Here is a 22946-nt window from a genome sequence, read left to right on the forward strand (position 1 = left end):
CTTCGTGGCCGCCCACGCGCACACCCGGCGCAGGGCGGTTGGACAGGGAGAAACGACAAGGTGGCAGCACCGAACAAGGGCCGAAGGCCGGCGGCGGGGGGTCAGAGCAAGCCGGGCCGTGCCCTGGCCTTCATCCTCATCGCCATGGTCGCGCTCACCGGTGGGATGTTCCTATCCCACACCACCACACCGAGGCTGGGCATCGACCTCGCCGGCGGCACGAGCATCACGCTCAAGGCCAAGGCGGAGCCCGGCCAGGAGTCGGCGATCAACAAGAAGAACATGGACACCGCGGTCCAGATCATGAACCGCCGCGTCAATGGTCTTGGCGTCAGCGAGGCCGAGGTCCAGACCCAGGGCAGTGACAACATCATTGTCAACATCCCCAAGGGTACGAACTCGGAGCAGGCCCGCCAGCAGGTCGGCCAGACCGCCAAGCTGTACTTCCGGCCGGTCCTGACCGCCCAGCCGACGGCGGCCCCGCCCACCCCGAGCGCTTCCCCGAGCCCCTCCGGCGAGGCCACGCCCACGCCCTCCGGCAAGGCGAGCCCGAACGCCTCGGGCAAGGCCACGCCGAGCGCGGGCAAGCCGAGCTCCGCCGGCACGCCCCAGGGCCGCGCCCTCACCGACGCCCTCAAGGCCCCCGGTACGCCCACGCCCGGCGCGAGCAAGCCGAGCACGCCCGCGCCGAACCCGTCGGCCTCCGGCGACTCGGCGGCCGCGGCCAAGCTCCAGGCCCAGTTCGCGGCGCTCGACTGCTCCACCAAGGAAGCGCGCTCCAAGGCCGCCGAGGGCGCCAAGTCCTCCGAGCCGACCGTGGCGTGCGACAAGGACGGCCAGGAGAAGTACATCCTCGGTCCGGCCGAGGTCGACGGCACCGACGTCTCCAAGGCGCAGGCCGTGATCAACCAGCAGAACGGTCAGTGGATCGTTCAGATGGACTTCACCGGCGGCGGCTCGAAGAAGTTCGCGGCGATCACCGGCAAGCTCTCCCAGCAGCAGTACCCGAACAACCGCTTCGCCATCGCGCTGGACAACCAGGTCGTCTCGGCCCCCACCGTGAGCTCCACGCTCAGCGGCTCCGCCGAGATCTCCGGCAACTTCACCCAGGCGTCCGCCCAGGACCTGGCCAACGTGCTCTCCTACGGTGCGCTGCCGCTCTCCTTCCAGGAGCAGGGCGTCACCACCGTGACCGCGGCGCTCGGCGCCGACCAGCTGCACGCCGGTCTGATCGCGGGCGCCATCGGCCTCGCGCTGGTCATCATCTACCTGGTGGCCTACTACCGCGGCCTCGCCACGATCGCCATCCTCAGCCTCGTCGTCTCGGCGATCCTGACCTACGCGATCATGACGCTGCTCGGCCCCACCATCAGCTTCGCGCTGAACCTGCCCGCGGTCTGCGGCGCCATCGTCGCCATCGGCATCACCGCGGACTCGTTCATCGTGTACTTCGAACGCATCCGTGACGAGATCCGCGAGGGCCGCACCCTGCGTCCCGCCGTGGAGCGGGCCTGGCCGCGCGCCCGGCGTACCATCCTGGTCTCCGACTTCGTGTCGTTCCTCGCCGCCGCCGTGCTCTTCGTGGTGACCGTCGGCAAGGTCCAGGGCTTCGCGTTCACGCTGGGTCTGACCACCCTGCTCGACGTCGTCGTCGTCTTCCTCTTCACGAAGCCGGTGATGACCCTGCTGGCCCGCCGCCCCTTCTTCGCGAACGGCCACCCGTGGTCCGGCCTCGACCCCAAGCGGCTCGGCGCCAAGCCGCCGCTGCGCCGGGCCCGCCGCACCACCTCCGCCCCCGTCGACAACCCGAAGGAGGCGTGAGATGTCGAAGCTCGGCACTCTCGGCGCCAGGCTGTACCGCGGTGAGGTCGGTTACGACTTCGTCGGCAAGCGGAAGATCTGGTACGGCATCTCGATCCTGATCACCATCACGGCCATCGTGGGCCTGGCGGTGCGCGGCCTGACGATGGGCATCGAGTTCGAGGGCGGCGCGGCCTTCACCACCCCCAAGACCTCGATGTCCGCCGCGCAGGCGGAGAGCGCGGCCGAAGCGGCCTCCGGTCACGACGCGATCGCCCAGAAGCTCGGCGACGGCACGATCCGCATCACCATCGGCGGCATCGACACCGGCAAGTCCGACCAGATCAAGAAGGAGCTCGCGAAGGACCTCAAGGTCGACGCGAACACCATCAACGCCGATCTGGTGGGCCCGAGTTGGGGCGAGACGATCGCCAAGAAGGCCTGGACGGGCCTGATCGTCTTCATGATCCTCGTGGTGATCTACCTGGCCATCGCCTTCGAGTGGCGGATGGCGCTCGCGGCCCTGGTCGCCCTGATCCACGACCTCACGATCACGGTCGGCATCTACGCCCTGGTCGGTTTCGAGGTCACCCCGGGCACCGTGATCGGTCTGCTCACCATCCTCGGTTACTCCCTCTACGACACCGTCGTCGTCTTCGACGGACTCAAGGAGGGCCAGAAGGGGATCACCAAGCAGACCCGGGTCACCTACAGCGAGATGGCGAACAAGAGCCTCAACGGCACCCTGGTCCGCTCCATCAACACCACGGTCGTGGCGCTGCTCCCGGTCGCGGGTCTGCTGTTCATCGGTGGTGGCGTCCTCGGCGCCGGCATGCTGAACGACATCTCGCTCTCGCTGTTCGTCGGCCTCGCCGCCGGCGCGTACTCCTCGATCTTCATCGCCACTCCGCTGGTCGCCGACCTGAAGGAGACCATGCCGGAGATGAAGGCCCTCAAGAAGCGGGTGCTCGCCAAGCGCGCGGCGGCCGCCGCCAAGGGCGAGACCGAGGAGCCGCAGGACGACTCCCCGCTCGACGAGGACGACGACCCGCAGACCGCGGGCGCGGTCGTCGGCCAGCGCCGCCAGCCGAGCCGCAACAACCGGGGGAAGCGCCGATGACCAGCGTCTCCACCGAGACCGTGGGGCTGTTGCTCAGCCGCATCCGTGACGTGCCGGACTATCCGAAGCCGGGCGTGCTGTTCAAGGACATCACCCCGCTGCTCGCGGACCCGCGGGCGTTCACGGCCCTCACCGACGCGCTCGCCGCGCTGTGCGTCCAGCACGGGGCGACGAAGATCGTCGGCCTGGAGGCGCGCGGCTTCATCCTGGCGGCCCCCGTGTCGGTGCGCGCCGGGATCGGCTTCATCCCCGTACGCAAGGCGGGCAAGCTCCCCGGAGCCACGCTCAAGCAGGCGTACGAGCTGGAGTACGGCACCGCGGAGATCGAGGTGCACGCCGAGGACCTCGGCGCGGGCGACCGCGTCCTGGTCATCGACGACGTGCTGGCCACCGGCGGCACCGCCGGGGCCTGCCTCGAACTGATCCGCCGGGCCGGGGCCGAGGTCGCCGGAGTCGCGGTCCTGATGGAGCTCGGCTTCCTCGGCGGCCGGGAGCGCCTGGAGCCGGCCCTGCGGGGCGCCCCGCTGGACGCCCTGATCACCGTCTGACCGAGCGGTCGCGACAGCACCGAGGCGGGCCCGGAGGAATCCGGTGCCCGCCTCGGGTGTTTCTCCTGGCAGAGCGTCACACCGGCCGGGGGAGAGCCGGGGCGTCCGGCTCGATATCATGGGGACTTCCGGGCCTGCCCGGGGAACCCGGACCCTCCCCCGGACTCCGTCCGGGGGGACCCAGAGGAGCGCTCTTGCCAGACGAGGCCCAGCCACTCTCCGCCGCGCAGCCCGACCCCCAGGCCGCAGAGGCCGCGGCGGCCCCGGCCACGCCCTCCGAGCCCCCGGCCACGCCCTCCGAGCCGTCGCCCGAGCCGAAGCCCGCGGCGCCCGAGTCCGGTCAGACCCCGGCCAAGGCGCCCGCTCCGGCGCCCGTCGCCAAGCCGGTGGTGCCGGCCGGCTCGGTGTCCCGTTCCGGCGGCTCCTCCAACCGCGTGCGCGCCCGCCTCGCCCGTCTCGGTGTGCAGCGCTCCTCCGCGTACAACCCGGTGCTCGAGCCGTTGCTGCGGATCGTGCGCAGCAACGACCCCAAGATCGAGACCGCCACGCTGCGCCAGGTCGAGCGTGCCTATCAGGTCGCCGAGCGCTGGCACCGCGGCCAGAAGCGCAAGAGCGGCGACCCGTACATCACGCACCCGCTGGCCGTGACGACGATCCTCGCCGAGCTCGGCATGGACCCGGCCACGCTGATGGCGGGCCTGCTGCACGACACCGTCGAGGACACCGAGTACGGCCTGGACACCCTGCGCCGCGACTTCGGCGACCAGGTGGCGCTGCTCGTCGACGGCGTCACCAAGCTCGACCGGGTGCAGTTCGGCGACGCCGCGCAGGCCGAGACCGTACGCAAGATGGTCGTCGCCATGGCCAAGGACCCCCGGGTCCTGGTCATCAAGCTCGCCGACCGCCTGCACAACATGCGCACCATGCGGTACCTCAAGCGCGAGAAGCAGGAGAAGAAGGCGCGCGAGACCCTGGAGATCTACGCGCCGCTCGCCCACCGCCTGGGCATGAACACCATCAAGTGGGAGCTGGAGGACCTCGCCTTCGCGATCCTCTACCCCAAGATGTACGACGAGATCGTGCGGCTGGTCGCCGAGCGCGCCCCCAAGCGCGACGAGTACCTGGCCATAGTGACCGACGAGGTCCAGTCCGATCTGCGCGCGGCCCGCATCAAGGCGACCGTCACCGGCCGGCCCAAGCACTACTACAGCGTCTACCAGAAGATGATCGTCCGCGGCCGTGACTTCGCGGAGATCTACGACCTGGTGGGCATCCGCGTCCTGGTCGACACGGTCCGCGACTGCTACGCGGCGCTCGGCACCGTCCACGCGCGATGGAACCCGGTCCCCGGCCGGTTCAAGGACTACATCGCGATGCCCAAGTTCAACATGTACCAGTCGCTGCACACGACGGTGATCGGCCCCAACGGCAAGCCGGTCGAGCTCCAGATCCGCACCTTCGACATGCACCGCCGCGCCGAGTACGGCATCGCCGCGCACTGGAAGTACAAGCAGGAGGCCGTCGCCGGCGCCTCCAAGGTGCGTACCGACGTGCCGCGCAAGACCGGCAAGGACGACCACCTCAACGACATGGCGTGGCTGCGCCAGTTGCTCGACTGGCAGAAGGAGACCGAGGACCCCAGCGAGTTCCTGGAGTCGCTGCGCTTCGACCTCTCGCGCAACGAGGTCTTCGTCTTCACGCCCAAGGGAGACGTCATCGCGCTCCCGGCGGGCTCGACGCCCGTCGACTTCTCGTACGCCGTACACACCGAGGTCGGCCACCGCACGATAGGGGCGCGGGTCAACGGGCGGCTCGTACCGCTCGAATCCACCCTGGACAACGGCGACTTGGTGGAGGTCTTCACCTCCAAGGCGGCCGGCGCCGGACCCTCGCGGGACTGGCTGGGCTTCGTCAAGTCACCGCGCGCCCGCAACAAGATCCGCGGCTGGTTCTCCAAGGAGCGCCGCGACGAGGCGATCGAGCAGGGCAAGGACGCGATCGCGCGCGCCATGCGCAAGCAGAACCTGCCGATCCAGCGGATCCTGACCGGCGACTCGCTGGTCACCCTCGCCCACGAGATGCGCTACCCCGACATCTCCTCGCTGTACGCGGCGATCGGCGAGGGCCATGTCGCCGCCCAGGGCGTCGTGCAGAAGCTGGTGCAGGCGCTCGGCGGCGAGGAGGCCGCCAACGAGGACATCGCCGAGTCGGCGCCGCCCTCGCGGGGCCGCAGCAAGCGCCGCAAGAACGCCGACCCGGGCGTGGTCGTCAAGGGCGTCGACGACGTATGGGTCAAGCTCGCCCGCTGCTGTACGCCGGTGCCGGGCGACCCGATCATCGGCTTCGTCACGCGCGGCAGCGGCGTCTCCGTGCACCGCGCGGACTGCGTCAACGTGGACTCGCTGTCCCAGCAGCCCGAGCGGATCCTGGAGGTCGAGTGGGCGCCGACCCAGTCCTCGGTCTTCCTGGTCGCCATCCAGGTCGAGGCGCTGGACCGCTCGCGCCTCCTGTCCGACGTGACGCGCGTCCTGTCCGACCAGCACGTCAACATCCTGTCGGCGGCGGTGCAGACGTCCCGCGACCGGGTCGCGACGTCGCGGTTCACCTTCGAGATGGGCGATCCCAAGCATCTGGGGCACGTCCTGAAGGCCGTCCGTGGCGTGGAGGGCGTGTACGACGTGTACCGGGTGACTTCGGCGCGGCGGCCCTAGTGGCCTGCGCCGGGGGCGTCGTTCCCCGGGTGCGGGCCGCGCGTGGCCGGTCGCGCAGTTCCTCGCGCCCTTAAGTGCTCGGTGCTGGCCAGCACCTCAGCCTGTCCGGCGTTTGAGGACGAGCGCCCTTTAGGCGCGATCGGGGTCTGGGGCGGAGCCCCAGGCGCCCCCCGGTTTCGTCTGCGGGCTGTGCGTGGCTGGGCGCGCAGTTCCCCGCGCCCCTTGCCTGCCCGGTGCGGGGGCATCTTCAGCCTGGCCGGCGATTGAGGACGAGTGCCTTTCGGGCGCGAACGGGGTCTGGGGCGGAGCCCCAGGCGGCTCCGGTTTCGGCTGCGGGTCGTGGGTGGCTGGGCGCGCAGTTCCTCGCGCCCCTTAAGTGCTCGGTGCTGGCCAGCACCTCAGCCCGTCCGGCGATTGAGGACGAGGGCCCCCGGAACCGTTGGGGACGCTGTTGGTTAATTCGGGGGTTCGCGTGACGTCGGCCTTCAAGACCCGGTTGTGGTCTTGAAGGCCGACGTTGTTGTGTGGGGTGGATGTCGATGTCGATGCAGCCGATGGAGTCGGGGGAGATTCCGGCGGAAACGGTGCGGGTGGCGTGGGCCGCGTTCCCGAAGGGGAGTTTGGCGATCCGGGTCCGGGACGAGCTGGGGCCGCTGTTTCGTGACGAGGAGTTCGCGGATCTGTTCCCTGCGCGGGGGAAGCCCGCCTGGTCACCAGGCCGGTTGGCGCTCGTGCTGGTGTTGCAGTTCGTGGAGGGACTCACCGACCGGCAGGCAGCGGAGGCGGTGAGGGCGCGGATCGACTTCAAGTACGCGCTCGCGCTGGAACTGAGCGATCCTGGGTTCGACTTCTCGGTACTGTCGGAGTTCCGGGACCGCCTGGTGAAAGCGGAGGCCGGGCGGCGGGTACTGGATAGCATCCTGGCCGCGGCCGGGGAAAGCGGGCTGCTGAAGACCGCCGGCCGGGCACGGACCGACTCCACCCATGTGCAGTCCGCGGCCCGTCAGCTGTGCTGGCTGGAGCAGGTCGCCGAGACCCTGCGGGCGGCGCTCAACGAGATTGCCCAGGCCGCCCCCGACTGGCTGCTGACCGTGGCGGAACCGGACTGGTTCAAGCACTACGCCACCAGGGCCGAGGACTCCCGTTTCCCCAAGTCCCGCGCCAAACGAGACGAGCTGGGCCTGCGAATCGGGCGGGACGGGACACGACTGCTCGAAGCCGTCTTCTCACCCGGGGCACCCGGAGAGCCGCGCGCGCTGGAGCAGGTGGAAACCCTGCGCCAGGTCTGGGTCCAGCACTTCCAGCAGGTGGAGGGCGAGGTGAGGCGGCGGGACCCAAAAGACCGGCCGCCGGGCGCGACACGCCTGGTCACGCCCTATGACACCGAAGCACGCGGCAGCGTCAAACGCGACACCATGTGGGACGGATACAAGGTCCACCTCACCGAGACCTGCGAGCCGGACATCCCGAACCTGATCACGAACGTGGCCACCACCGTGGCGACGGTTCCCGACATCTCGATGACCGATATCGTGCACGCCCAGTTCGCCCAGGACGGGCGCCTGCCCGGCGAGCATCTGGTCGACGCCGGATACGTCGACGCACATCTGCTCGTGCAGGCCCGCCGCGAGTACGGCATCACGCTCACCGGGCCGGTCGCTGGCGTCGTCAGCCACCAGACCACCGCGAACAGCGGCTTCACCGGCGACGACTTCACCATCGACTGGGACCACGAGCAGGTCACCTGCCCCGGCGGGGAGACCACCACCCGCTGGAATCCCGACCGCTCGCCCGAAGGCACCCCCGTGATCCGGGTCCGTTTCAACGGCGGCCAGTGCCGTCCCTGCCCGGTCCGTGAGCAGTGCACCACCTCCAGCGCCGGCCGCCGCCTGACCCTGCGGCCCCGCGAAGAACACCAAGCGCTCCGCCAGGCCCGCGCCGAGCAGGACACCGACACCTGGAAGGACCGCTACAAGACCCGCGCCGGAGTCGAGGGCACCATCTCCCAGGCCGTCCAGCGCTGCGGCCTGCGCAGATCCCGCTACCGCGGCCTCGCGAAAACCAGCCTCCAGCACCAGCTCACCGGCGCCGCGATCAACCTCGCCCGCATCGACGCCCACCTCACCGACACACCCCGGGCCCGCACCCGCACCAGCTACTTCGCAGCACTTCGCCCCGCCGAGCTCATGCTCGGCGGGGCGAAGTAGGACCAACCCCCGAATTAACCAACAGCGTCCCGGAAGGTGCCGGGGGCCTCGCCGTGGGGTGGGGGCGGGGTCAGCCGCCGAACTCCTCCAGGCCCTTGAGGGCCTGGTCGAGGAGGGCCTGGCGGCCTTCCAGCTCACGCGCCAGCTTGTCCGCCTTGCTGTCATTGCCCGCCGCCCGCGCCGCGTCGATCTGCCGGTGCAGCTTGTCGACGGCGTCCTGGAGCTGCCCCGTGAGGCCGGCCGCACGGGCCCGCGCCTCCGGGTTCGTACGACGCCACTCGGTCTCCTCGGCCTCCTGGATCGCCCGCTCCACGGCGTGCATCCGGCCCTCGACCTTGGGGCGGGCGTCCCGCGGTACGTGACCGATGGCCTCCCAGCGCTCGTTGACCGCGCGGAACGCGGCCCGGGCCGCCTTCAGATCGGTCACCGGGAGGATCTTCTCGGCCTCGACGGCCAGCTCCTCCTTCAGCTTCAGGTTCTCGGTCTGCTCGGCGTCGCGCTCCGCGAAGACCTCGCTGCGCGCCGCGAAGAAGACGTCCTGGGCGCCGCGGAAGCGGTTCCACAGCTCGTCCTCGGCCTCGCGCTGGGCGCGGCCCGCCGCCTTCCACTCCGCCATCAGGTCCCGGTAGCGCGCCGCCGTCGTACCCCAGTCCGTGGACCCGGACAGGGCCTCGGCCTCGACGACCAGCTTCTCCTTGACCTTGCGGGCGTCCTCGCGCTGCGCGTCGAGCGAGGCGAAGTGCGCCTGGCGGCGCTTGGAGAACGCCGAGCGGGCGTGCGAGAAGCGGTGCCACAGCTCGTCGTCGGACTTGCGGTCCAGACGCGGCAGCCCCTTCCAGGTGTCCACCAGGGCCCGCAGCCGCTCGCCCGCCGAGCGCCACTGCTCGCTCTGCGCCAGCTCCTCGGCCTCGGCGACCAGCGCCTCCTTGGCGTGCTTGGCCTCGTCGGTCTGCTTGGCCTTCTGGACCTTGCGCTCCTCGCGGCGCGACTCGACGGTCGCGACCAGCTTGTCGAGGCGCCCCCGCAACGCGTCGAGGTCGCCGACCGCGTGGTGCTCGTCCACCTGCGCCCGCAGATGGTCGATCGCGGCCTGCGCGTCCTTCGCCGACAGGTCGGTGGTCCTCACCCGTCGTTCGAGGAGGCCGATCTCGACGACCAGGCCCTCGTACTTGCGCTCGAAGTAGGCCAGGGCCTCCTCGGGAGAGCCCGCCTGCCACGATCCGACGACGACTTCGCCCTCGGCTGTCCGCACATACACGGTGCCCGTCTCGTCGACGCGGCCCCACGGGTCGCTGCTCACAGCGCCTCCTCCACATGATGCCTGCGCGGGGGGTTCGTCCCCCGGGGCATCGTCCACAGTTTCCCGGCGGGCCTCGCCCGCCCTCCACAGCGCGGTTCGAACCCGCGCTGCACAACGCCAATCTAGGCGACCGGCCGCCCGGCTGTCCGCACTCAGCGCGGCCGAATTCAGCGCTTCACGTTCGGTGCCGGGCGCCCGGTGGCGTCACTCTTTGGTGACGGCGGCCTTCTGGATGGTGACGGCCTTCTTGGGCGCCCCGTCCGTGGCACCGCCCTCGACGCCCTCCTTGGCGACGTCCTGCACGGCCTTGAGGCCGGCCGCGTCCATCGTGCCGAACGGCGTGTAGCTGGGCGGCAGCTTGGTGTCCTTGTAGACCAGGAAGAACTGGCTGCCGCCGGTGTGCGGCTGGCCGGTATTGGCCATCGCGACGGTGCCGGCCCGATAGGTCACCGTGCTGTCCGCGCCCGCCTTGCCGAGGCTGGTCAGATCCTCGTCCGGGATCGTGTAGCCCGGGCCGCCCGAACCGGTGCCCTTGGGGTCGCCGCACTGGAGCACATAGATGTTCTGCGTGGTCAGCCGGTGGCACTTGGTGTTGTCGAAGTACTTCTTGTCGGCGAGGTACTTGAACGAGTTCACGGTGTGCGGCGTCTTCGCGGCGTCCATCGTGATCTTGATGTCACCGGCGTTGGTCTTGAGGGCCATGGCGTACTTGGCCTTCGCGTCCACCGTCATCTTCGGCTCGGACGAGGGGTCGGCGGCGCTGTCCGACTTCTTGCCGTCACCCGAGAAGGCGCCCGTCGCGAACGCCACCCCGCCCGCCGCCACGACCACCGCGAGGGTGGCCGCGATGATCGTGTTGCGGCGCCTGGCCTTGCGCCGGGCTGCCTCCCGGCGCTGCTGCTGCCGCTCGAACTTCTCGCGCGCGAGCTGGCGCCGACGCTGTTCGCTGCTGACCACCGGTCGTCTCCTTGTACGGGCTCGAGGGGTGCTGGTATGTGCCTGCGAGCTGACTGTGACCCGTACCGTATATGGGTTCGCTGTGACCGGAGCGGCGCCGGTAGGCTCTGAACAGCCGTCATCACCCGCTGCGCAAGAAATCGAGGACGATCGTGCTGATTGCCGGGTTCCCCGCCGGGGCCTGGGGGACCAACTGCTACTTGGTCGCCCCCGCCGCAGGCGAGGAATGCGTGATCATCGACCCCGGCCACCAGGCCACCCAGGGCGTCGAGGAAACGCTGAAGAAGCATCGGCTCAAGCCCGTCGCCGTCGTCCTCACCCACGGCCACATCGACCACTGCGCCTCGGTCGTCCCGGTCTGCGGAGCCCACGACGTACCCGCCTGGGTCCACCCCGAGGACCGCTACATGATGAGCGACCCGGAGAAGGCCATCGGCCGCGCCTTCGGCGCCCAGCTCATGGGCGACCTGACGGTGGGGGAGCCGGACGACGTCAAGGAGCTGACCGACGGCGCCAAGCTGACGCTCGCGGGCATGGAGCTCATCGTGTCGCACGCGCCCGGCCATACCAGGGGGTCGGTGACGTTCGGGCTGCCCGAGGCGGAGGACATTCCTCCGATCCTGTTCTCGGGCGACCTGCTCTTCGCCGGCTCCGTCGGACGCACCGACCTGCCCGGCGGCAGCCACGCCGAGCTCCTCGAGTCGCTGGGCCGTGTGTGCCTGCCGCTCGACGACTCGACCGTGGTGCTGTCCGGCCACGGCTCCCAGACGACCATCGGCCAGGAGCGCGCCACCAACCCGTATCTGCGGCAGGTGGCCGCCGGCCAGGGAGAGCACACCGCCTCTCCCCGACGAGGAATGTGACGAGAAGCCTTTCCATGAGTACCTTCCAGGCCCCCAAGGGCACCTACGACCTGATCCCGCCGGATTCGGCCCGCTTCCTCGCCGTGCGCGAGGCCATCGCGGCGCCGCTGAAGCGGTCGGGTTACGGCTACATCGAGACCCCGGGCTTCGAGAACGTCGAGCTGTTCGCGCGCGGAGTCGGCGAGTCCACCGACATCGTGACGAAGGAGATGTACGCCTTCGAGACCAAGGGCGGCGACAGGCTCGCGCTGCGCCCCGAGGGCACCGCCTCCGTGCTGCGCGCGGCCCTCGAGGCCAACCTGCACAAGGCGGGCAACCTCCCCGTCAAGCTCTGGTACTCCGGCTCGTACTACCGCTACGAGCGCCCCCAGAAGGGCCGTTACCGGCACTTCTCGCAGGTGGGTGCCGAGGCGATCGGCGCGGAGGACCCGGCGCTCGACGCCGAGCTGATCGTCCTGGCGAACGACGCGTACCGCTCGCTGGGCCTGCGGAACTTCCGCATCCTGCTGAACTCGCTGGGCGACAAGGAGTGCCGGCCGGTCTACCGTGCCGCGCTCCAGGACTTCCTGCGCGGGCTCGACCTCGACGAGGACACCCTGCGCCGGGCCGAGATCAACCCGCTGCGGGTGCTCGACGACAAGCGGGAGGCGGTCCAGAAGCAGCTCGCGGGCGCGCCGCTGCTGCGCGACTACCTGTGCGACGCGTGCAAGGCGTACCACGAGGAGGTCCGGGACCTCCTGACCGCGCAGGGCGTGGCCTTCGAGGACGACGGGCGGCTCGTGCGCGGCCTGGACTACTACACGCGCACGACGTTCGAGTTCGTCCACGACGGTCTGGGCTCGCAGTCCGCGGTCGGCGGCGGCGGCCGCTACGACGGCCTCTCCGAGATGATCGGCGGCCCCGCGCTGCCGTCGGTGGGCTGGGCCCTCGGCGTCGACCGTACGGTCCTGGCGCTCGAGGCCGAAGGCGTCACGCTCGAACTGCCCGCCAGGACCAGCGTGTTCGCGGTTCCGCTCGGCGAGGAGGCGCGGCGCGTGCTCTTCGCCAAGGTGATGGAGCTGCGCCGGGCCGGCATCGCGGCGGACTTCGGCTTCGGGGCGAAGGGGTTGAAGGGCGCGATGAAGAACGCGAACCGTTCGGGGGCGCGGTTCACGCTGGTCGCGGGCGAGCGGGATCTTGCGGAGGGGGTGGCTCAGCTCAAGGACATGGAGTCCGGGGAGCAGGTGCCGGTGGGTCTTGACGGGGTTGTGGACGCGGTCCGCGAACGTCTGGCCTGACGGCCGGGGCCGCGGGGTCGGCCCCCGCGGCCCCGCCCCCTCGGCCGGGCGCGGCCGATGCCTTTTGCGCAGTTCCCCGCGCCCCTTAACCCGTCTCGATCCTGCGGGCCGTGGTCGCTTCTCGCGCAGTTCCTCGCGCCCCTTAAGTGCTCGGTGCGGGCCAGCGCAGGCATACCCAGCCCGTCCGGCGTTTGAGGACGAGCGCCTTTCGGGCGCGATCGGGGTCTGGGGCGGAGCCCCAGGGCGCTCCGGTTTCGTCTGCGGGCCGTGCGTGGCTGGGCGCGCAGTTCCTCGCGCCCCCTAAACGCCCGGTGCGGGCCAGCGCAGGCATACCCAGCCCGTCCGGCGTTTGAGGACGAGCGCCTTTCGGGCGCGGATCGGGGTCTGGGGCGGAGCCCCAGGCGGCCCCGCCTTCGTCTGCGGGCCGTGCGTGGCTGGTCGCGCAGTTCCCCGCGCCCCTGAAACGCCCGGCGCGGGGGCGGAGCCCCCGCCGGGGGGCCAGGGCTACAGCAGGCCCAGGGACATCGCGCGGGTCACCGCGGCCGTGCGGTCGTCCACCCCCAGTTTGCCGAAGATCCGCACCACATGCGTCTTCACCGTCGACTCCGCCACGAACAACCGCCGCCCGATCTCGGCATTCGTGCACCCCTCGGCCACCAGCCGCAGCACCGACACCTCGCGGTCGGAGAGGCGAGGCCGCTCCGGGCGGGCGCGGAGCTGGTCGACGAGCCGGGCCGCGACCGAGGGCGCCAGGACCGTCTCGCCCCGCGCGGCGGCCCGCACCGCCTGGGCGAGCTCGCCCCGGGCCAGGTCCTTGAGCAGATAGCCCGCCGCCCCCGCCTCCACGGCCCGCAGGATGTCCCGGTCCGTTTCGTACGTCGTCAGGACGATCACCCGGCACGGAAGTCCCGAGGCGGTGAGGCGCCCGATCGACTCCACCCCGTCGCCGCCCGGCATCCGCAGGTCCATCAGCACGATGTCCGGTTCCAGTTCCGCGCACAGGGCCTCGGCCTGCGGGCCGTTGGAGGCGTCGGCCACCACCTCCAGGTCGGGCTCGGCCGCGAGCATCCCGCGCAGGCCCTCCCGTACCACCGGGTGGTCGTCGGCGAGCAGGATGCGGATCACGAAGGGCTCCTCAAGGGCGGGGCGGGGACGGGCAGATGGACGCCGACCGTGGTGCCCGCGCCCGGCGCGCTCAGGACCTCGGCGGTGCCGCCCACCTCGGCGGCCCGGGCCCGCAGGCCGGCCAGGCCGTAGCCGGTACGCGGCGCCGAGAGGTCGAACCCGGCGCCCTCGTCCCGTATCGACACGGTCAGCCCGGCCTCACCGTATGCGAGCGAGAGCCGCACCGGCGCCCCGGGGCCCGCGTGCTTGCGTGCGTTGGACAGCGCCTCCTGGCAGGAGCGCAGCGCGACCACTTCGAGCGGAGCGGGCAACTCCCTTACGGGGCCCGTCACTTCGAGCCGGGCGGGCGGCTCGTGCCGGGCGGCGAGGCGGCGTACCGCATCGGGCAGGGAGCCGCCGTCCAGGTCGGCGGGGGCGCCCCCGGCGACCAGGGCCCGGGCCTCCGCGAGGTTCTGGCGGGCGGTGGACTCCATGAGGTCGAGATGGCGGCGGGCCAGCGCGACATCGTGGTCCAGCTCCGACTGGACGGCCTGCACCAGCATCAGCACGCTGGTGAAGCCCTGCGCGAGGGTGTCGTGGATCTCCCTCGACATCCGCTCCCGCTCGGTGAGCGCGCCGCGCTCCGCCGAGAGCCGCGCCACCTCCTCCCGGCTCCGCTCCAACTCATCGATCAGACAGGCCCGTTCCTTGCTCTGCTCGATGATCCGGATGACCCACGCGCCGAAGAATCCGGAGAAGGCGAGGGTGGCCACCGCGAAGACCGCGTTGAAGAAGACCGCCTGGGCCGGCGGGCGCCAGATCAGCGCCCAGCCCGCCACGGGCACCACGTTCACGATCGCCATGGTGACCATCGCCCTGCGCAGCGGCAGCAGCATGAAGCAGGGCGGCGCGAGCGCGAAGGTGATCAGCCGGGTCTCGCCGACCAGGAACGCGGGCGGCAGGAAGATCACCACCGAGGCCACCACATAGCGCAGGGAGCGCCGCTCGTCCGCGCCGTCGTCGAGCATGGCAGGCCGCCCGGCCCGCAGGTACCAGGGGATGAGCAGCGACATCAGCGCCACCGCCGTGATCCGGTACCGCAGCGCGGGAAGGTCGGCGCCGAGCACGAACACCGCCGTCGCCAGCCACACCACCGCGAAGTAGGCGTCCCACGGCAGGAACGAGCGGTCCCACACATGGGTGTCGCGCGCTCCCGCCGCGGCCGCGAACTCGGTCAGCCGTCGCGACGGCTCTTCCACCTGAAGGTCACCAGACACAGCACCAATCCTCCGATGCACCAGGCGCCGAGCACCAGCGCGATCCGTCCGAACTCCCAGCTCCCCGCCTGTTCGAGCACGGAGGCGGACTCCGGCAGGAACACCCCGCGAAAGCCCTGGCACATCCACTTCAGCGGGAAGAACGCGCTGATGTTCAGCAGCCAGTCGGGCACGGTGCCCACGGGAATGTAGACGCCGGAGATGAACTGGAGCACCAGGAACGGCAGCACGACCACCGAGCTCGCGCTCTTGCCCGACCTGGGCAGACTGCTGATCGCGATCCCGAGCAGCGCGCAGCCGGTGATGCCCAGAACGAAGATCCAGGAGAAGTCGAACCACTTGGCCGCGGTGGTCGGCAGGTCGAGATCGAACAGGGTGGAGCCGAACAGGAGCAGTACGCCCGTCTCGGCGACGCCGGTGGCGAGCACGAGCCAGACCTTGCCGAGGAAGTACGCGGCCGGCGGCATCGGCGTGCCGCGCAGCCGGCGCAGCACCTTCTCGTCCCGTTCGATGGCGATGGAGATGCCGAGCGACTGGAAGCTGACCGACATGATGCCCGCCGCGATCATGCCGGCGGCGTAGAGCTGGGATGCGGTGATCCCGGCGTTCTCCACCTGGCCGCTGAAGATCGACGCGAACAGGGCGAGGAAGACGACCGGGAAGGCGAAGGTGAAGATCACCTGGTCCCGCTGACGGACGAACTGCCGGATCTCCAGGGCTCCGCGCCGCAGCCCCAGGGACCAGGCGCCGGGCAGTTCGGGCCCGCCGGCGCGGGTGGGGGCAAGGGTGTCGGCGGTGGTCATCGTGCTTCCTCCTGCTGCGGGTCCAGCCGGCCGGTGAGCCGCAGATAGACGTCCTCGAGGGTGGGGCGGCCGATCCTGAGGCCGGGTATCTCGCCGTCGAAGCGGTGCATCAGCTCGGCGACGGTACGGGTCGGCGTCTCGGTGCGTACGCTGCGCGGCGCACCGTCGGGCTCGACCCACTCGACGGTGGCGCCGGTGCCGAGGCTCTGGCGCAGCGCCGCGGGCTCGCCCTCGGCGACGACCCGGCCGCCCGCGATCACCGCGAGCCGGTCGGCCAGCGCCTCCGCCTCCTCCAGATAGTGCGTGGTCAGCACGATGGTGGTGCCCTCCGTCGCGAGCCGCCGGATCAGCTCCCAGAACTGGCGGCGGGCCGCCGGGTCGAAGCCGGTCGTCGGCTCGTCCAGGAGCAGCAGTTCGGGGCCGCCGATCACGCCGAGCGCCACGTCCAGGCGCCGCCGCTGGCCGCCCGAGAGCCCCTTGATCCGGGCCGAGGCCTTGCCTTCGAGGCCGACGAGCGCGATGACCTCTTCGGGGTCGCGCGGGTTCGGGTAGTAGCGGGCGAAGTGGTCCACGGTCTCGCGGACCGTGAGCTCGGCGGGGGCCGACTCGTCCTGCCACACGATGCCGACCCGGGAGCGCCAGGCGCGCCCCGCGGTCGCCGGGTCGGCGCCGAGGACGGTCACCTCGCCGCCGTCCCGGTCGCGATGGCCCTGGAGGATCTCCACGGTGGTGCTCTTGCCGGCCCCGTTCGGGCCGAGGATGCCGAAGACCTCTCCGTGCCGGATCCGGAGGTCCACTCCGTCGACCGCGGTGACCCCGCCGTACCGCTTGCGAAGCCCGCGTACATCAACCGCCAGTGCTGTCATGGCCAAGAGCTTCGCGCGGAGCCGACGCTTCGGGGACCCCCGTGCGTACCTCCTTATGTCCATCGAACGGTGGACAGTGCTCCCCGTGCGGCAGAATGAGGCGGCGGCAGCACAGTCGATCACGATGACGGGATGACGGACCGGAGCTATGACCACAACACTTGACGACGTCTCCTCCGACTCCGGCCACCGCGAGGTGAGCGGCAAGGGAGCCATCGGCGGCAGCCGCGCCTTCGCCTGGCTGCTCGTGATCACCGGGGCGGCCGGTGTGGTGGCGGCGTGGGTCATCACGCTCGACAAGTTCAAGCTGCTCGAAAACCCGAACTTCGTGCCCGGGTGCAGCCTCAACCCCGTGGTGTCCTGCGGCAACATCATGAAGAGCGATCAGGCGGCGGCCTTCGGCTTCCCCAACCCGATGCTCGGTCTGGTCGCCTACGGCATCGTCGTCTGCGTCGGCATGAGCATCCTGGCGGGCGCCCGCTTCCGCCGCTGGTACTGGCTGACGTTCAACGCGGGCACGCTGTTCGGCGTCGGCTTCGTCAGCTGGCTCCAGTTCGAGTCGCTGTACCGGATCAACTCGCTGTGTCTGTGGTGCTGCCTGGCGTGGGTCGCCACCATCCTCATGTTCTGGTACGTGACGTCGTTCAACCTCCGCAAGGGGCTGCTGCCCGCGCCGCGCTGGGCCAAGAACCTGCTGTCCGAGTTCACCTGGGTGCTGCCGGTGCTGCACATCGGGGTCATCGGCATGCTGATCCTGACCCGCTGGTGGGACTTCTGGACCAGCTGACCGGTCCCCTGCACCCCTCCTTCTCCGCCCGGCCCGGCCCGCGTTCTCGCAGGCCGGGCCGTGTTGTCAGTGGCGTGCCCTAGGCTCGACGACGTGGAACCCGACCTGTTTACCGCAGCCGCAGAGGACCGCCAGGAGAAAGACCCGGCGGGCAGCCCTCTGGCCGTACGGATGCGCCCGCGCGTCCTCGACGAGGTGGTCGGCCAGCAGCACCTCCTGAAGCAGGGCTCGCCCCTGCGGCGCCTGGTGGGGGAGGGGGCCGGCGGGCCGGCCGGCCCGTCCTCGGTGATCCTGTGGGGCCCGCCGGGCACGGGCAAGACGACGCTCGCCTATGTGGTGTCCAAGGCCACCAACAAGCGGTTCGTCGAGCTCTCGGCGATCACCGCGGGCGTCAAGGAGGTCCGCGCGGTCATCGACGGAGCGCGCCGCGCCATCGGCGGCTTCGGCAAGGAGACCGTCCTCTTCCTGGACGAGATCCACCGCTTCTCCAAGGCCCAGCAGGACTCGCTGCTTCCCGCCGTCGAGAACCGCTGGGTCACCCTGATCGCGGCGACCACCGAGAACCCGTACTTCTCGGTGATCTCCCCCCTGCTCTCGCGCTCCCTCCTGCTCACCCTCGAACCGCTCACCGACGACGACCTGCGGGCCCTGGTCCGGCGGGCGCTCACCGAGGAGCGGGGTCTCGGATCCGCCGTCACCCTGCCCGAGGACGCCGAGGCGCATCTGCTGCGCATCGCGGGCGGCGACGCGCGGCGCGCCCTGACCGCCCTGGAGGCGGCGGCCGGTTCGGCGCTCGCCAAGTCCGAGCAGGAGATCACGCTCCAGACCCTGGAGGAGACCGTCGACCGGGCGGCGGTGACGTACGACAAGGGTGGCGACCAGCACTACGACGTGGCGAGCGCGCTGATCAAGTCGATCCGCGGCTCGGACGTGGACGCGGCCCTGCACTATCTGGCCCGCATGATCGAAGCGGGCGAGGACCCGCGTTTCATCGCCCGGCGCCTGATCATCTCCGCGAGCGAGGACATCGGCCTGGCCGACCCGACGGCGCTGCCCACGGCGGTCGCGGCCGCGCAGGCCGTCGCCCTCATCGGATTCCCGGAAGCGGCGCTGACGCTGAGCCACGCCACGATCGCGCTGGCGCTGGCCCCGAAGTCCAACTCGGCGACGACCGCGATCGGCGCCGCGATGGCGGACGTCCGGGCGGGCCTGGCCGGCCCGGTCCCGCCCCATCTGCGCGACGGCCACTACAAGGGCGCGGCCAAGCTGGGCCACGCGCAGGGCTATGTCTACCCGCACGACGTGCCGGGCGCGATCGCCTCCCAGCAGTACGCGCCGGACGCCGTGGCGGACAAGCGCTACTACGAGCCGACCCGGTACGGCGCGGAGGCCCGGTACGCGGACGTGGTGGAGAAGGTGCGCGAGCGCCTGAGCCGGGAGGGGGACTGACCCCTCTGCGGGGATGCGGGCCTCTCTGCGGGGATCCGGGCGGCGCTGCCTAGCCGTCCGCGGCCTCGAAGAGCCGGCGCATCGCTCGGCGCAGAGCCGTGATGTCGGCCACCGGCTCGGGGAAGTCGAAGCGGGCGTCGAAGGTGTGGCCGTCGCTCCGGCCGAAACGCACCCGAAGACCGAAGCGGTCGAGCGCCAGTGGGGTGACCCGCGCCACCCCCTCCCGCTCCACGAGCCCGCACAGCAGCCCGAGTTGCTCCCCGTGGGCGGAGGCGAGGTGCTGGAGGAGTTCGGTCTCGTATCGCACCAGCGGATCGGGCGCGGCCCGCGCGAAGTCCCCGCGGCCCACCGTGGCCGCGCCCCACAGGTCGTCCACGGAGGCCTCGTCCACCGCGAGGCGGAGCATGACCTGTCCGGGGCCCGCCTGTCCGGGCACCGGGGTCAGCCGCCCGGAGACCCAGGCCCGGCCGCGGATCCGGTGGGGGACGGAGACCGGAGCCACATCCGTGAGCTCCAGGACCGCCGGGACCGCGTCGTCCTGGGCGCGCCCGGCCGCCCCCGCCGCCGGGGAATTGGCGGGCAGGACGAGGAACAGGTCGCCGTCGGGGCCGACGCCCCGTTCGCCGGTCAGGAGCTGCTCCGGACGGCCGCCCCCGGGGCCCGGTAGGAGCAGCACCGCCGAGCAGGTACTATGTACGAGAGTTCGTGTGCGCTCGGCTGCTGACGGCATCCGCGCGATTTCAAGTCCGCTGGGACGCGGCTGACCACGATCTGATCGGACCTCCGTCACGTGCCCGGCTCCAGAGGAGTCGGGGGAGTCGGCCTCCCGCGAAAGCGGCGTTTGGCCGACCTTCTTCGTGCTGTCCGTGATGTGACTGGTGTTCCCCGGACGAGACATGCGATCTCCTTGAGTAAGGTGAGCCTAACCTAACCCAACCATGGAGGTTTGGAGAACGTGCCTAACCAGTCGCGTCCCAAGGTCAAGAAGTCTCGTGCGCTCGGCATCGCGCTGACGCCGAAGGCCGTCAAGTACTTCGAGGCCCGCCCCTACCCGCCGGGCGAGCACGGCCGTGGCCGCAAGCAGAACTCGGACTACAAGGTCCGTCTGCTCGAGAAGCAGCGTCTGCGCGCCCAGTACGACATCAGCGAGCGCCAGATGGCGCGTGCCTACGACCGCGCCAAGAAGGCCGAGGGCAAGACGGGCGAGGCGCTGGTCGTCGAGCTCGAGCGTCGCCTCGACGCCCTGGTCCTGCGTTCGGGCATCGCCCGCACCATCTACCAGGCCCGCCAGATGGTCGTGCACGGTCACATCCAGGTCAACGGCGCCAAGGTCGACAAGCCGTCGTTCCGCGTCCGTCCGGACGACGTCGTGACGGTCCGCGAGCGCAGCCGCGAGAAGGTCCCCTTCCAGGTTGCCCGCGAGGGTGGCTACGCCGGCGAGGGCGAGACCCCGCGCTACCTCCAGGTGAACCTGAAGGCCCTGGCCTTCCGCCTGGACCGCGACCCGAACCGCAAGGAAATCCCGGTCATCTGCGACGAGCAGCTCGTCGTCGAGTACTACGCCCGCTGATCCAGGCGTAACTCCGGAGCCTCAGCGCTTCAGCCCGCCGTCCCCCCGCTCCGCACGGAGCGGGAGGCGGCGGGCTTCCGCATGTCCGGGGCCCTCGGGCTGCTGCCCCTCGCGTGCGGGCGGCAACTCCCGTACGCCGTCGGCCTCTTGGCCGCCGGCCAGGGCCCGCGCCACCGCCGCGTCCGTCTCGATCCGGGCGCCGCGCCGACGGTGCTTCTCGTACGCCGCGTCGCCCAGCCGCTCCCGCGTCCGCTCCTCGCAGAGCACGTGCGCGGCGTAGAAGTACGCCGAACCGAATAGGGGCAGACCCACCGAGGGCCAGATCCGCTCGGCCGCGCCCTGGAGCACGGCGGCCTCCGCCGGGTCACCGGCGTCCACCTCGACCAGCGCCAACATTTCCAGGGTGAGTACCGTGCCGACCAGGTCGTGGAAGGTGTGACTGACGGCGAGCGTCTCGCGCAGCAAGGTGCGCGCACGCACCGGATCGCCCCCGTACCAGGCCGCGTACGCCAGGACGTACAGCGCATACGCGCGCGCCCAGCGCTCGCCGTGCTCGTCGCAGACCTCCACGACGTGCTCGCAGATCGCGACGGCCTCGTCGAGCCGGCCCCGGAACCCCACCGCCATCGCCATCTCGACCCGGCCCATCAGCACATTGCTGTTGAGCTCACCGACCTCCTCATATCCGGCGAGGGCCTCGCGCAGCAGCTCCTCGGCGCGCGGCATGTCGTCGGTGACCAGCGCCAGACACCCGCAGCGGTGCACGGCGTACGCCACGGCCACCGCGTCCGCGCGCGACTCGGCCTCCTCACGGCACTCCTGCAAGGCGGCGATCGCCGCCACCGCGTCGCCCTGGAGCACCGCCACATAGCCGAGCACCCACAGCGCCTTCAGCCGTGAACTGTCGTGCTCGCTCTCGGCGTCCAGGACCTGGGTCAGCCAGTGCCGGCCCTCCGCGAGCCGCCCGCAGCCGGCCCAGTAGAACCAGAGCGTGCCCGCCAGGTACTGGGCCAGGTGCGTGTCCTCGGGCGAGGCGAGCGAAAACTCCATCGCGGCCCGCACGTTGGGCAGCTCTGCCTCGACGCGGGCCGCCACCTCGGCCTGGCGCGGGCTGAACCAGTCCAGCTCGCACCAGGTGGCGAGCCCCAGGTACCAGTCGCGGTGGCGCCGGTGCAGCCGCTCCGCGTCACCCGTCGCCGCAAGCCACTCGGCACCGTACTCGCGGACCGTGTCGAGCAGCCGGTAGCGCAGGCCGCCCGCGCCGTCCTCGCGCACCACCACCGACTGGTCGAGCAGCTCACCGAGGACGTCCAGCACGTCCTGCTGCGGCAGATCGGGGCCCACGCAGATGTACTCGACGGCCTCCAGATCGAAGGCCCCCGCGAACACCGACAGCCGCGCCCACAGCAGCCGCTGCGCCCCCGTGCACAGCTCATGGCTCCAGCCGATGGTCGTGCGCAGGGTCTGATGGCGGGGCAGCGCTCCCCGCCCGCCCCCGGTGAGCAGCCGGAATCGGTCGTCCAGGCGGCGCAGCAACTGCTCCACGGAGAGCGTGCCGAGCCGCCCGGCCGCCAGCTCCAGGGCCAGCGGGATCCCGTCGAGACGCCGGCACAGCTCGGCGGCGGCCGGCCCGTCCCCCTCGGACGGCCGCTCGGCGCCCCGCGATTCGGCCGCCCGCTCGGCGAACAGCGCCAGCGCGTCCCGCTCGTTCATCGGCGCCAGTGTGAACACCCGCTCGCCGTCGATCCTGAGCGGCAGCCGCCCCGCGGCGAGGACCCGCAGGCGCGGGCAGCCCCGCAGGAGCTCCCGTACCAGCTCGGCGCAGTCCACCACCACCTGCTCGAACCCGTCGAGCACCAGCAGGAGTTCACGCTCCGCGAGGTGGTCGAGGAGCAGTCGGCGCGGAGGCCGGGCCGTGTGGTCGGTCAGCCCCAGCGCCTCGACGACGGCGTGGTCAAGGAGGGCGGGGTCGGTGAGCGAGGACAGCTCCACCAGGCGGACGCCGTCGCAGTACCGTTCCTGCTCCGCCGTGGTGGCCGCGGCCCGCAGCGCGAGGCGGGTCTTGCCCACTCCGCCGACGCCGGTCACGGTGACCAGGCGCGCATCGAGGAGCAGCCGGTCGACACGGGCCAGTTCTCGGTCGCGCCCGACGAAGCGGTTCAACTCTGCGGGCAGATGGGAGCGCATGGAACACGCAGCGTACTCAAGGGTATGCACTGCGTACAATCGGCTTGCACAACTCCGCTTGTGGCGGCGGGGAACGCGGTACGGGAAGCCATCGGTGGCGCGATAGGCTCGGAGGACTAC

17 protein-coding genes and 1 pseudogene are annotated in these 22946 nt (G+C 71.1%); 10 read left to right on the forward strand and 8 right to left on the reverse strand.

Features of this window, described 5'->3' with window-relative positions:
- Nucleotides 1-60 precede the first annotated feature (60 nt).
- The 5 genes from secD (at nucleotide 61) to DWB77_RS30915 (ending at nucleotide 8386) form a co-directional block, all read left to right on the forward strand.
- Nucleotides 61-1821, forward strand: a complete 1761-nt coding sequence (gene secD, locus DWB77_RS30895) for a protein translocase subunit SecD (RefSeq protein ID WP_120725166.1) — start codon at nucleotides 61-63, stop codon at nucleotides 1819-1821.
- Between the two features lies 1 nt (nucleotide 1822).
- Entirely contained in the window at nucleotides 1823-2920 is a 1098-nt protein-coding gene (secF, locus tag DWB77_RS30900; RefSeq protein ID WP_120725168.1) for a protein translocase subunit SecF, read from the forward strand.
- Entirely contained in the window at nucleotides 2917-3468 is a 552-nt protein-coding gene (locus tag DWB77_RS30905; protein ID WP_120725170.1) for an adenine phosphoribosyltransferase, read from the forward strand. The genes secF and DWB77_RS30905 overlap by 4 nt, the downstream gene beginning before the upstream one ends.
- A 194-nt stretch (nucleotides 3469-3662) precedes the next feature.
- Nucleotides 3663-6179 (forward strand): RelA/SpoT family protein, encoded by a 2517-nt coding sequence (locus tag DWB77_RS30910; protein ID WP_120725172.1) that lies wholly within the window; start codon nucleotides 3663-3665, stop codon nucleotides 6177-6179.
- A gap of 539 nt (nucleotides 6180-6718) precedes the next feature.
- On the forward strand, nucleotides 6719-8386 hold the full coding sequence (locus tag DWB77_RS30915; RefSeq protein ID WP_120728030.1) for an IS1182 family transposase: 1668 nt from the start codon (nucleotides 6719-6721) through the stop codon (nucleotides 8384-8386).
- A 70-nt stretch (nucleotides 8387-8456) separates the two neighbouring features.
- Here DWB77_RS30915 and DWB77_RS30920 read toward each other — a convergent pair whose 3' ends face one another.
- Nucleotides 8457-9686, reverse strand: coding sequence for a DUF349 domain-containing protein (locus DWB77_RS30920; RefSeq protein WP_120725174.1), 1230 nt, complete (start codon nucleotides 9684-9686; stop codon nucleotides 8457-8459).
- Nucleotides 9687-9890: 204 nt separating this feature from the next.
- Nucleotides 9891-10643: a peptidylprolyl isomerase gene (locus DWB77_RS30925; RefSeq protein ID WP_120725175.1), complete on the reverse strand. Its 753-nt coding sequence runs from the start codon at nucleotides 10641-10643 to the stop codon at nucleotides 9891-9893.
- 152 nt (nucleotides 10644-10795) lie between these two features.
- Here DWB77_RS30925 and DWB77_RS30930 point away from each other — a divergent pair, with 152 nt between their 5' ends.
- Together DWB77_RS30930 and hisS are read left to right on the forward strand one after the other, a co-directional pair.
- Complete coding sequence (locus DWB77_RS30930) at nucleotides 10796-11506, forward strand: MBL fold metallo-hydrolase (RefSeq protein WP_120725177.1); 711 nt, start codon at nucleotides 10796-10798, stop codon at nucleotides 11504-11506.
- Nucleotides 11507-11520: 14 nt separating this feature from the next.
- Nucleotides 11521-12783, forward strand: a complete 1263-nt coding sequence (hisS, locus tag DWB77_RS30935; protein WP_120725179.1) for a histidine--tRNA ligase — start codon at nucleotides 11521-11523, stop codon at nucleotides 12781-12783.
- 504 nt (nucleotides 12784-13287) lie between these two features.
- Here hisS and DWB77_RS30940 read toward each other — a convergent pair.
- From DWB77_RS30940 to DWB77_RS30955, 4 genes are read right to left on the reverse strand one after another with little or no spacing between them, the layout of a single operon-like run.
- Nucleotides 13288-13908, reverse strand: coding sequence for a response regulator (locus tag DWB77_RS30940; protein WP_120725181.1), 621 nt, complete (start codon nucleotides 13906-13908; stop codon nucleotides 13288-13290).
- Nucleotides 13905-15164 (reverse strand): sensor histidine kinase, encoded by a 1260-nt coding sequence (locus DWB77_RS30945; RefSeq protein ID WP_120725182.1) that lies wholly within the window; start codon nucleotides 15162-15164, stop codon nucleotides 13905-13907. The genes DWB77_RS30940 and DWB77_RS30945 overlap by 4 nt, the downstream gene beginning before the upstream one ends.
- Complete coding sequence (locus DWB77_RS30950; RefSeq protein WP_120725184.1) at nucleotides 15122-15967, reverse strand: ABC transporter permease; 846 nt, start codon at nucleotides 15965-15967, stop codon at nucleotides 15122-15124. The genes DWB77_RS30945 and DWB77_RS30950 overlap by 43 nt, the downstream gene beginning before the upstream one ends.
- Entirely contained in the window at nucleotides 15964-16833 is an 870-nt protein-coding gene (locus tag DWB77_RS30955; RefSeq protein WP_120725186.1) for an ABC transporter ATP-binding protein, read from the reverse strand. Before DWB77_RS30955 ends, DWB77_RS30950 begins: the two co-directional genes overlap by 4 nt.
- Before the next feature lie 148 nt (nucleotides 16834-16981).
- On the opposite strand from DWB77_RS30955, the gene DWB77_RS30960 reads away from it, so the two are divergent.
- Together DWB77_RS30960 and DWB77_RS30965 are read left to right on the forward strand one after the other, a co-directional pair.
- Nucleotides 16982-17620, forward strand: a complete 639-nt coding sequence (locus DWB77_RS30960) for a vitamin K epoxide reductase family protein (RefSeq protein ID WP_120725187.1) — start codon at nucleotides 16982-16984, stop codon at nucleotides 17618-17620.
- A gap of 93 nt (nucleotides 17621-17713) precedes the next feature.
- Nucleotides 17714-19069, forward strand: coding sequence for a replication-associated recombination protein A (locus tag DWB77_RS30965; protein WP_120725189.1), 1356 nt, complete (start codon nucleotides 17714-17716; stop codon nucleotides 19067-19069).
- A 49-nt stretch (nucleotides 19070-19118) separates the two neighbouring features.
- On the opposite strand, the gene DWB77_RS30970 is transcribed toward DWB77_RS30965, so the two are convergent.
- Nucleotides 19119-19799 carry a DUF2470 domain-containing protein gene (locus DWB77_RS30970; RefSeq protein WP_120725191.1) on the reverse strand — a complete coding sequence of 227 codons (681 nt, stop codon included), beginning with the start codon at nucleotides 19797-19799 and terminating at the stop codon, nucleotides 19119-19121.
- Between the two features lie 225 nt (nucleotides 19800-20024).
- On the opposite strand from DWB77_RS30970, the gene rpsD reads away from it, so the two are divergent.
- Complete coding sequence (gene rpsD, locus DWB77_RS30975; protein ID WP_120728451.1) at nucleotides 20025-20639, forward strand: 30S ribosomal protein S4; 615 nt, start codon at nucleotides 20025-20027, stop codon at nucleotides 20637-20639.
- Between the two features lie 29 nt (nucleotides 20640-20668).
- On the opposite strand, the pseudogene DWB77_RS30980 reads toward rpsD, so the two are convergent.
- Nucleotides 20669-22826: pseudogene (locus DWB77_RS30980) on the reverse strand (ATP-binding protein).
- Nucleotides 22827-22946: the final 120 nt, after the last annotated feature.

Origin of the sequence: Streptomyces hundungensis (genome assembly GCF_003627815.1) — a bacterium.
In the GTDB taxonomy this organism is placed as follows: domain Bacteria; phylum Actinomycetota; class Actinomycetes; order Streptomycetales; family Streptomycetaceae; genus Streptomyces; species Streptomyces hundungensis_A.

Bases quoted from the DNA above. Each gene is read 5' to 3' on its own strand.
- secF (WP_120725168.1), top strand. From the start codon at position 1,823: ATGTCGAAGCTCGGCACTCTCGGCGCCAGGCTGTACCGCGGTGAGGTC.
- DWB77_RS30905 (WP_120725170.1), top strand. From the start codon at position 2,917: ATGACCAGCGTCTCCACCGAGACCGTGGGGCTGTTGCTCAGCCGCATC.
- DWB77_RS30915 (WP_120728030.1), top strand. From the start codon at position 6,719: ATGTCGATGCAGCCGATGGAGTCGGGGGAGATTCCGGCGGAAACGGTG.
- hisS (WP_120725179.1), top strand. From the start codon at position 11,521: ATGAGTACCTTCCAGGCCCCCAAGGGCACCTACGACCTGATCCCGCCG.
- DWB77_RS30950 (WP_120725184.1), bottom strand. From the start codon at position 15,967: ATGACCACCGCCGACACCCTTGCCCCCACCCGCGCCGGCGGGCCCGAA.
- DWB77_RS30955 (WP_120725186.1), bottom strand. From the start codon at position 16,833: ATGACAGCACTGGCGGTTGATGTACGCGGGCTTCGCAAGCGGTACGGC.
- DWB77_RS30960 (WP_120725187.1), top strand. From the start codon at position 16,982: ATGACCACAACACTTGACGACGTCTCCTCCGACTCCGGCCACCGCGAG.
- DWB77_RS30970 (WP_120725191.1), bottom strand. From the start codon at position 19,799: ATGCCGTCAGCAGCCGAGCGCACACGAACTCTCGTACATAGTACCTGC.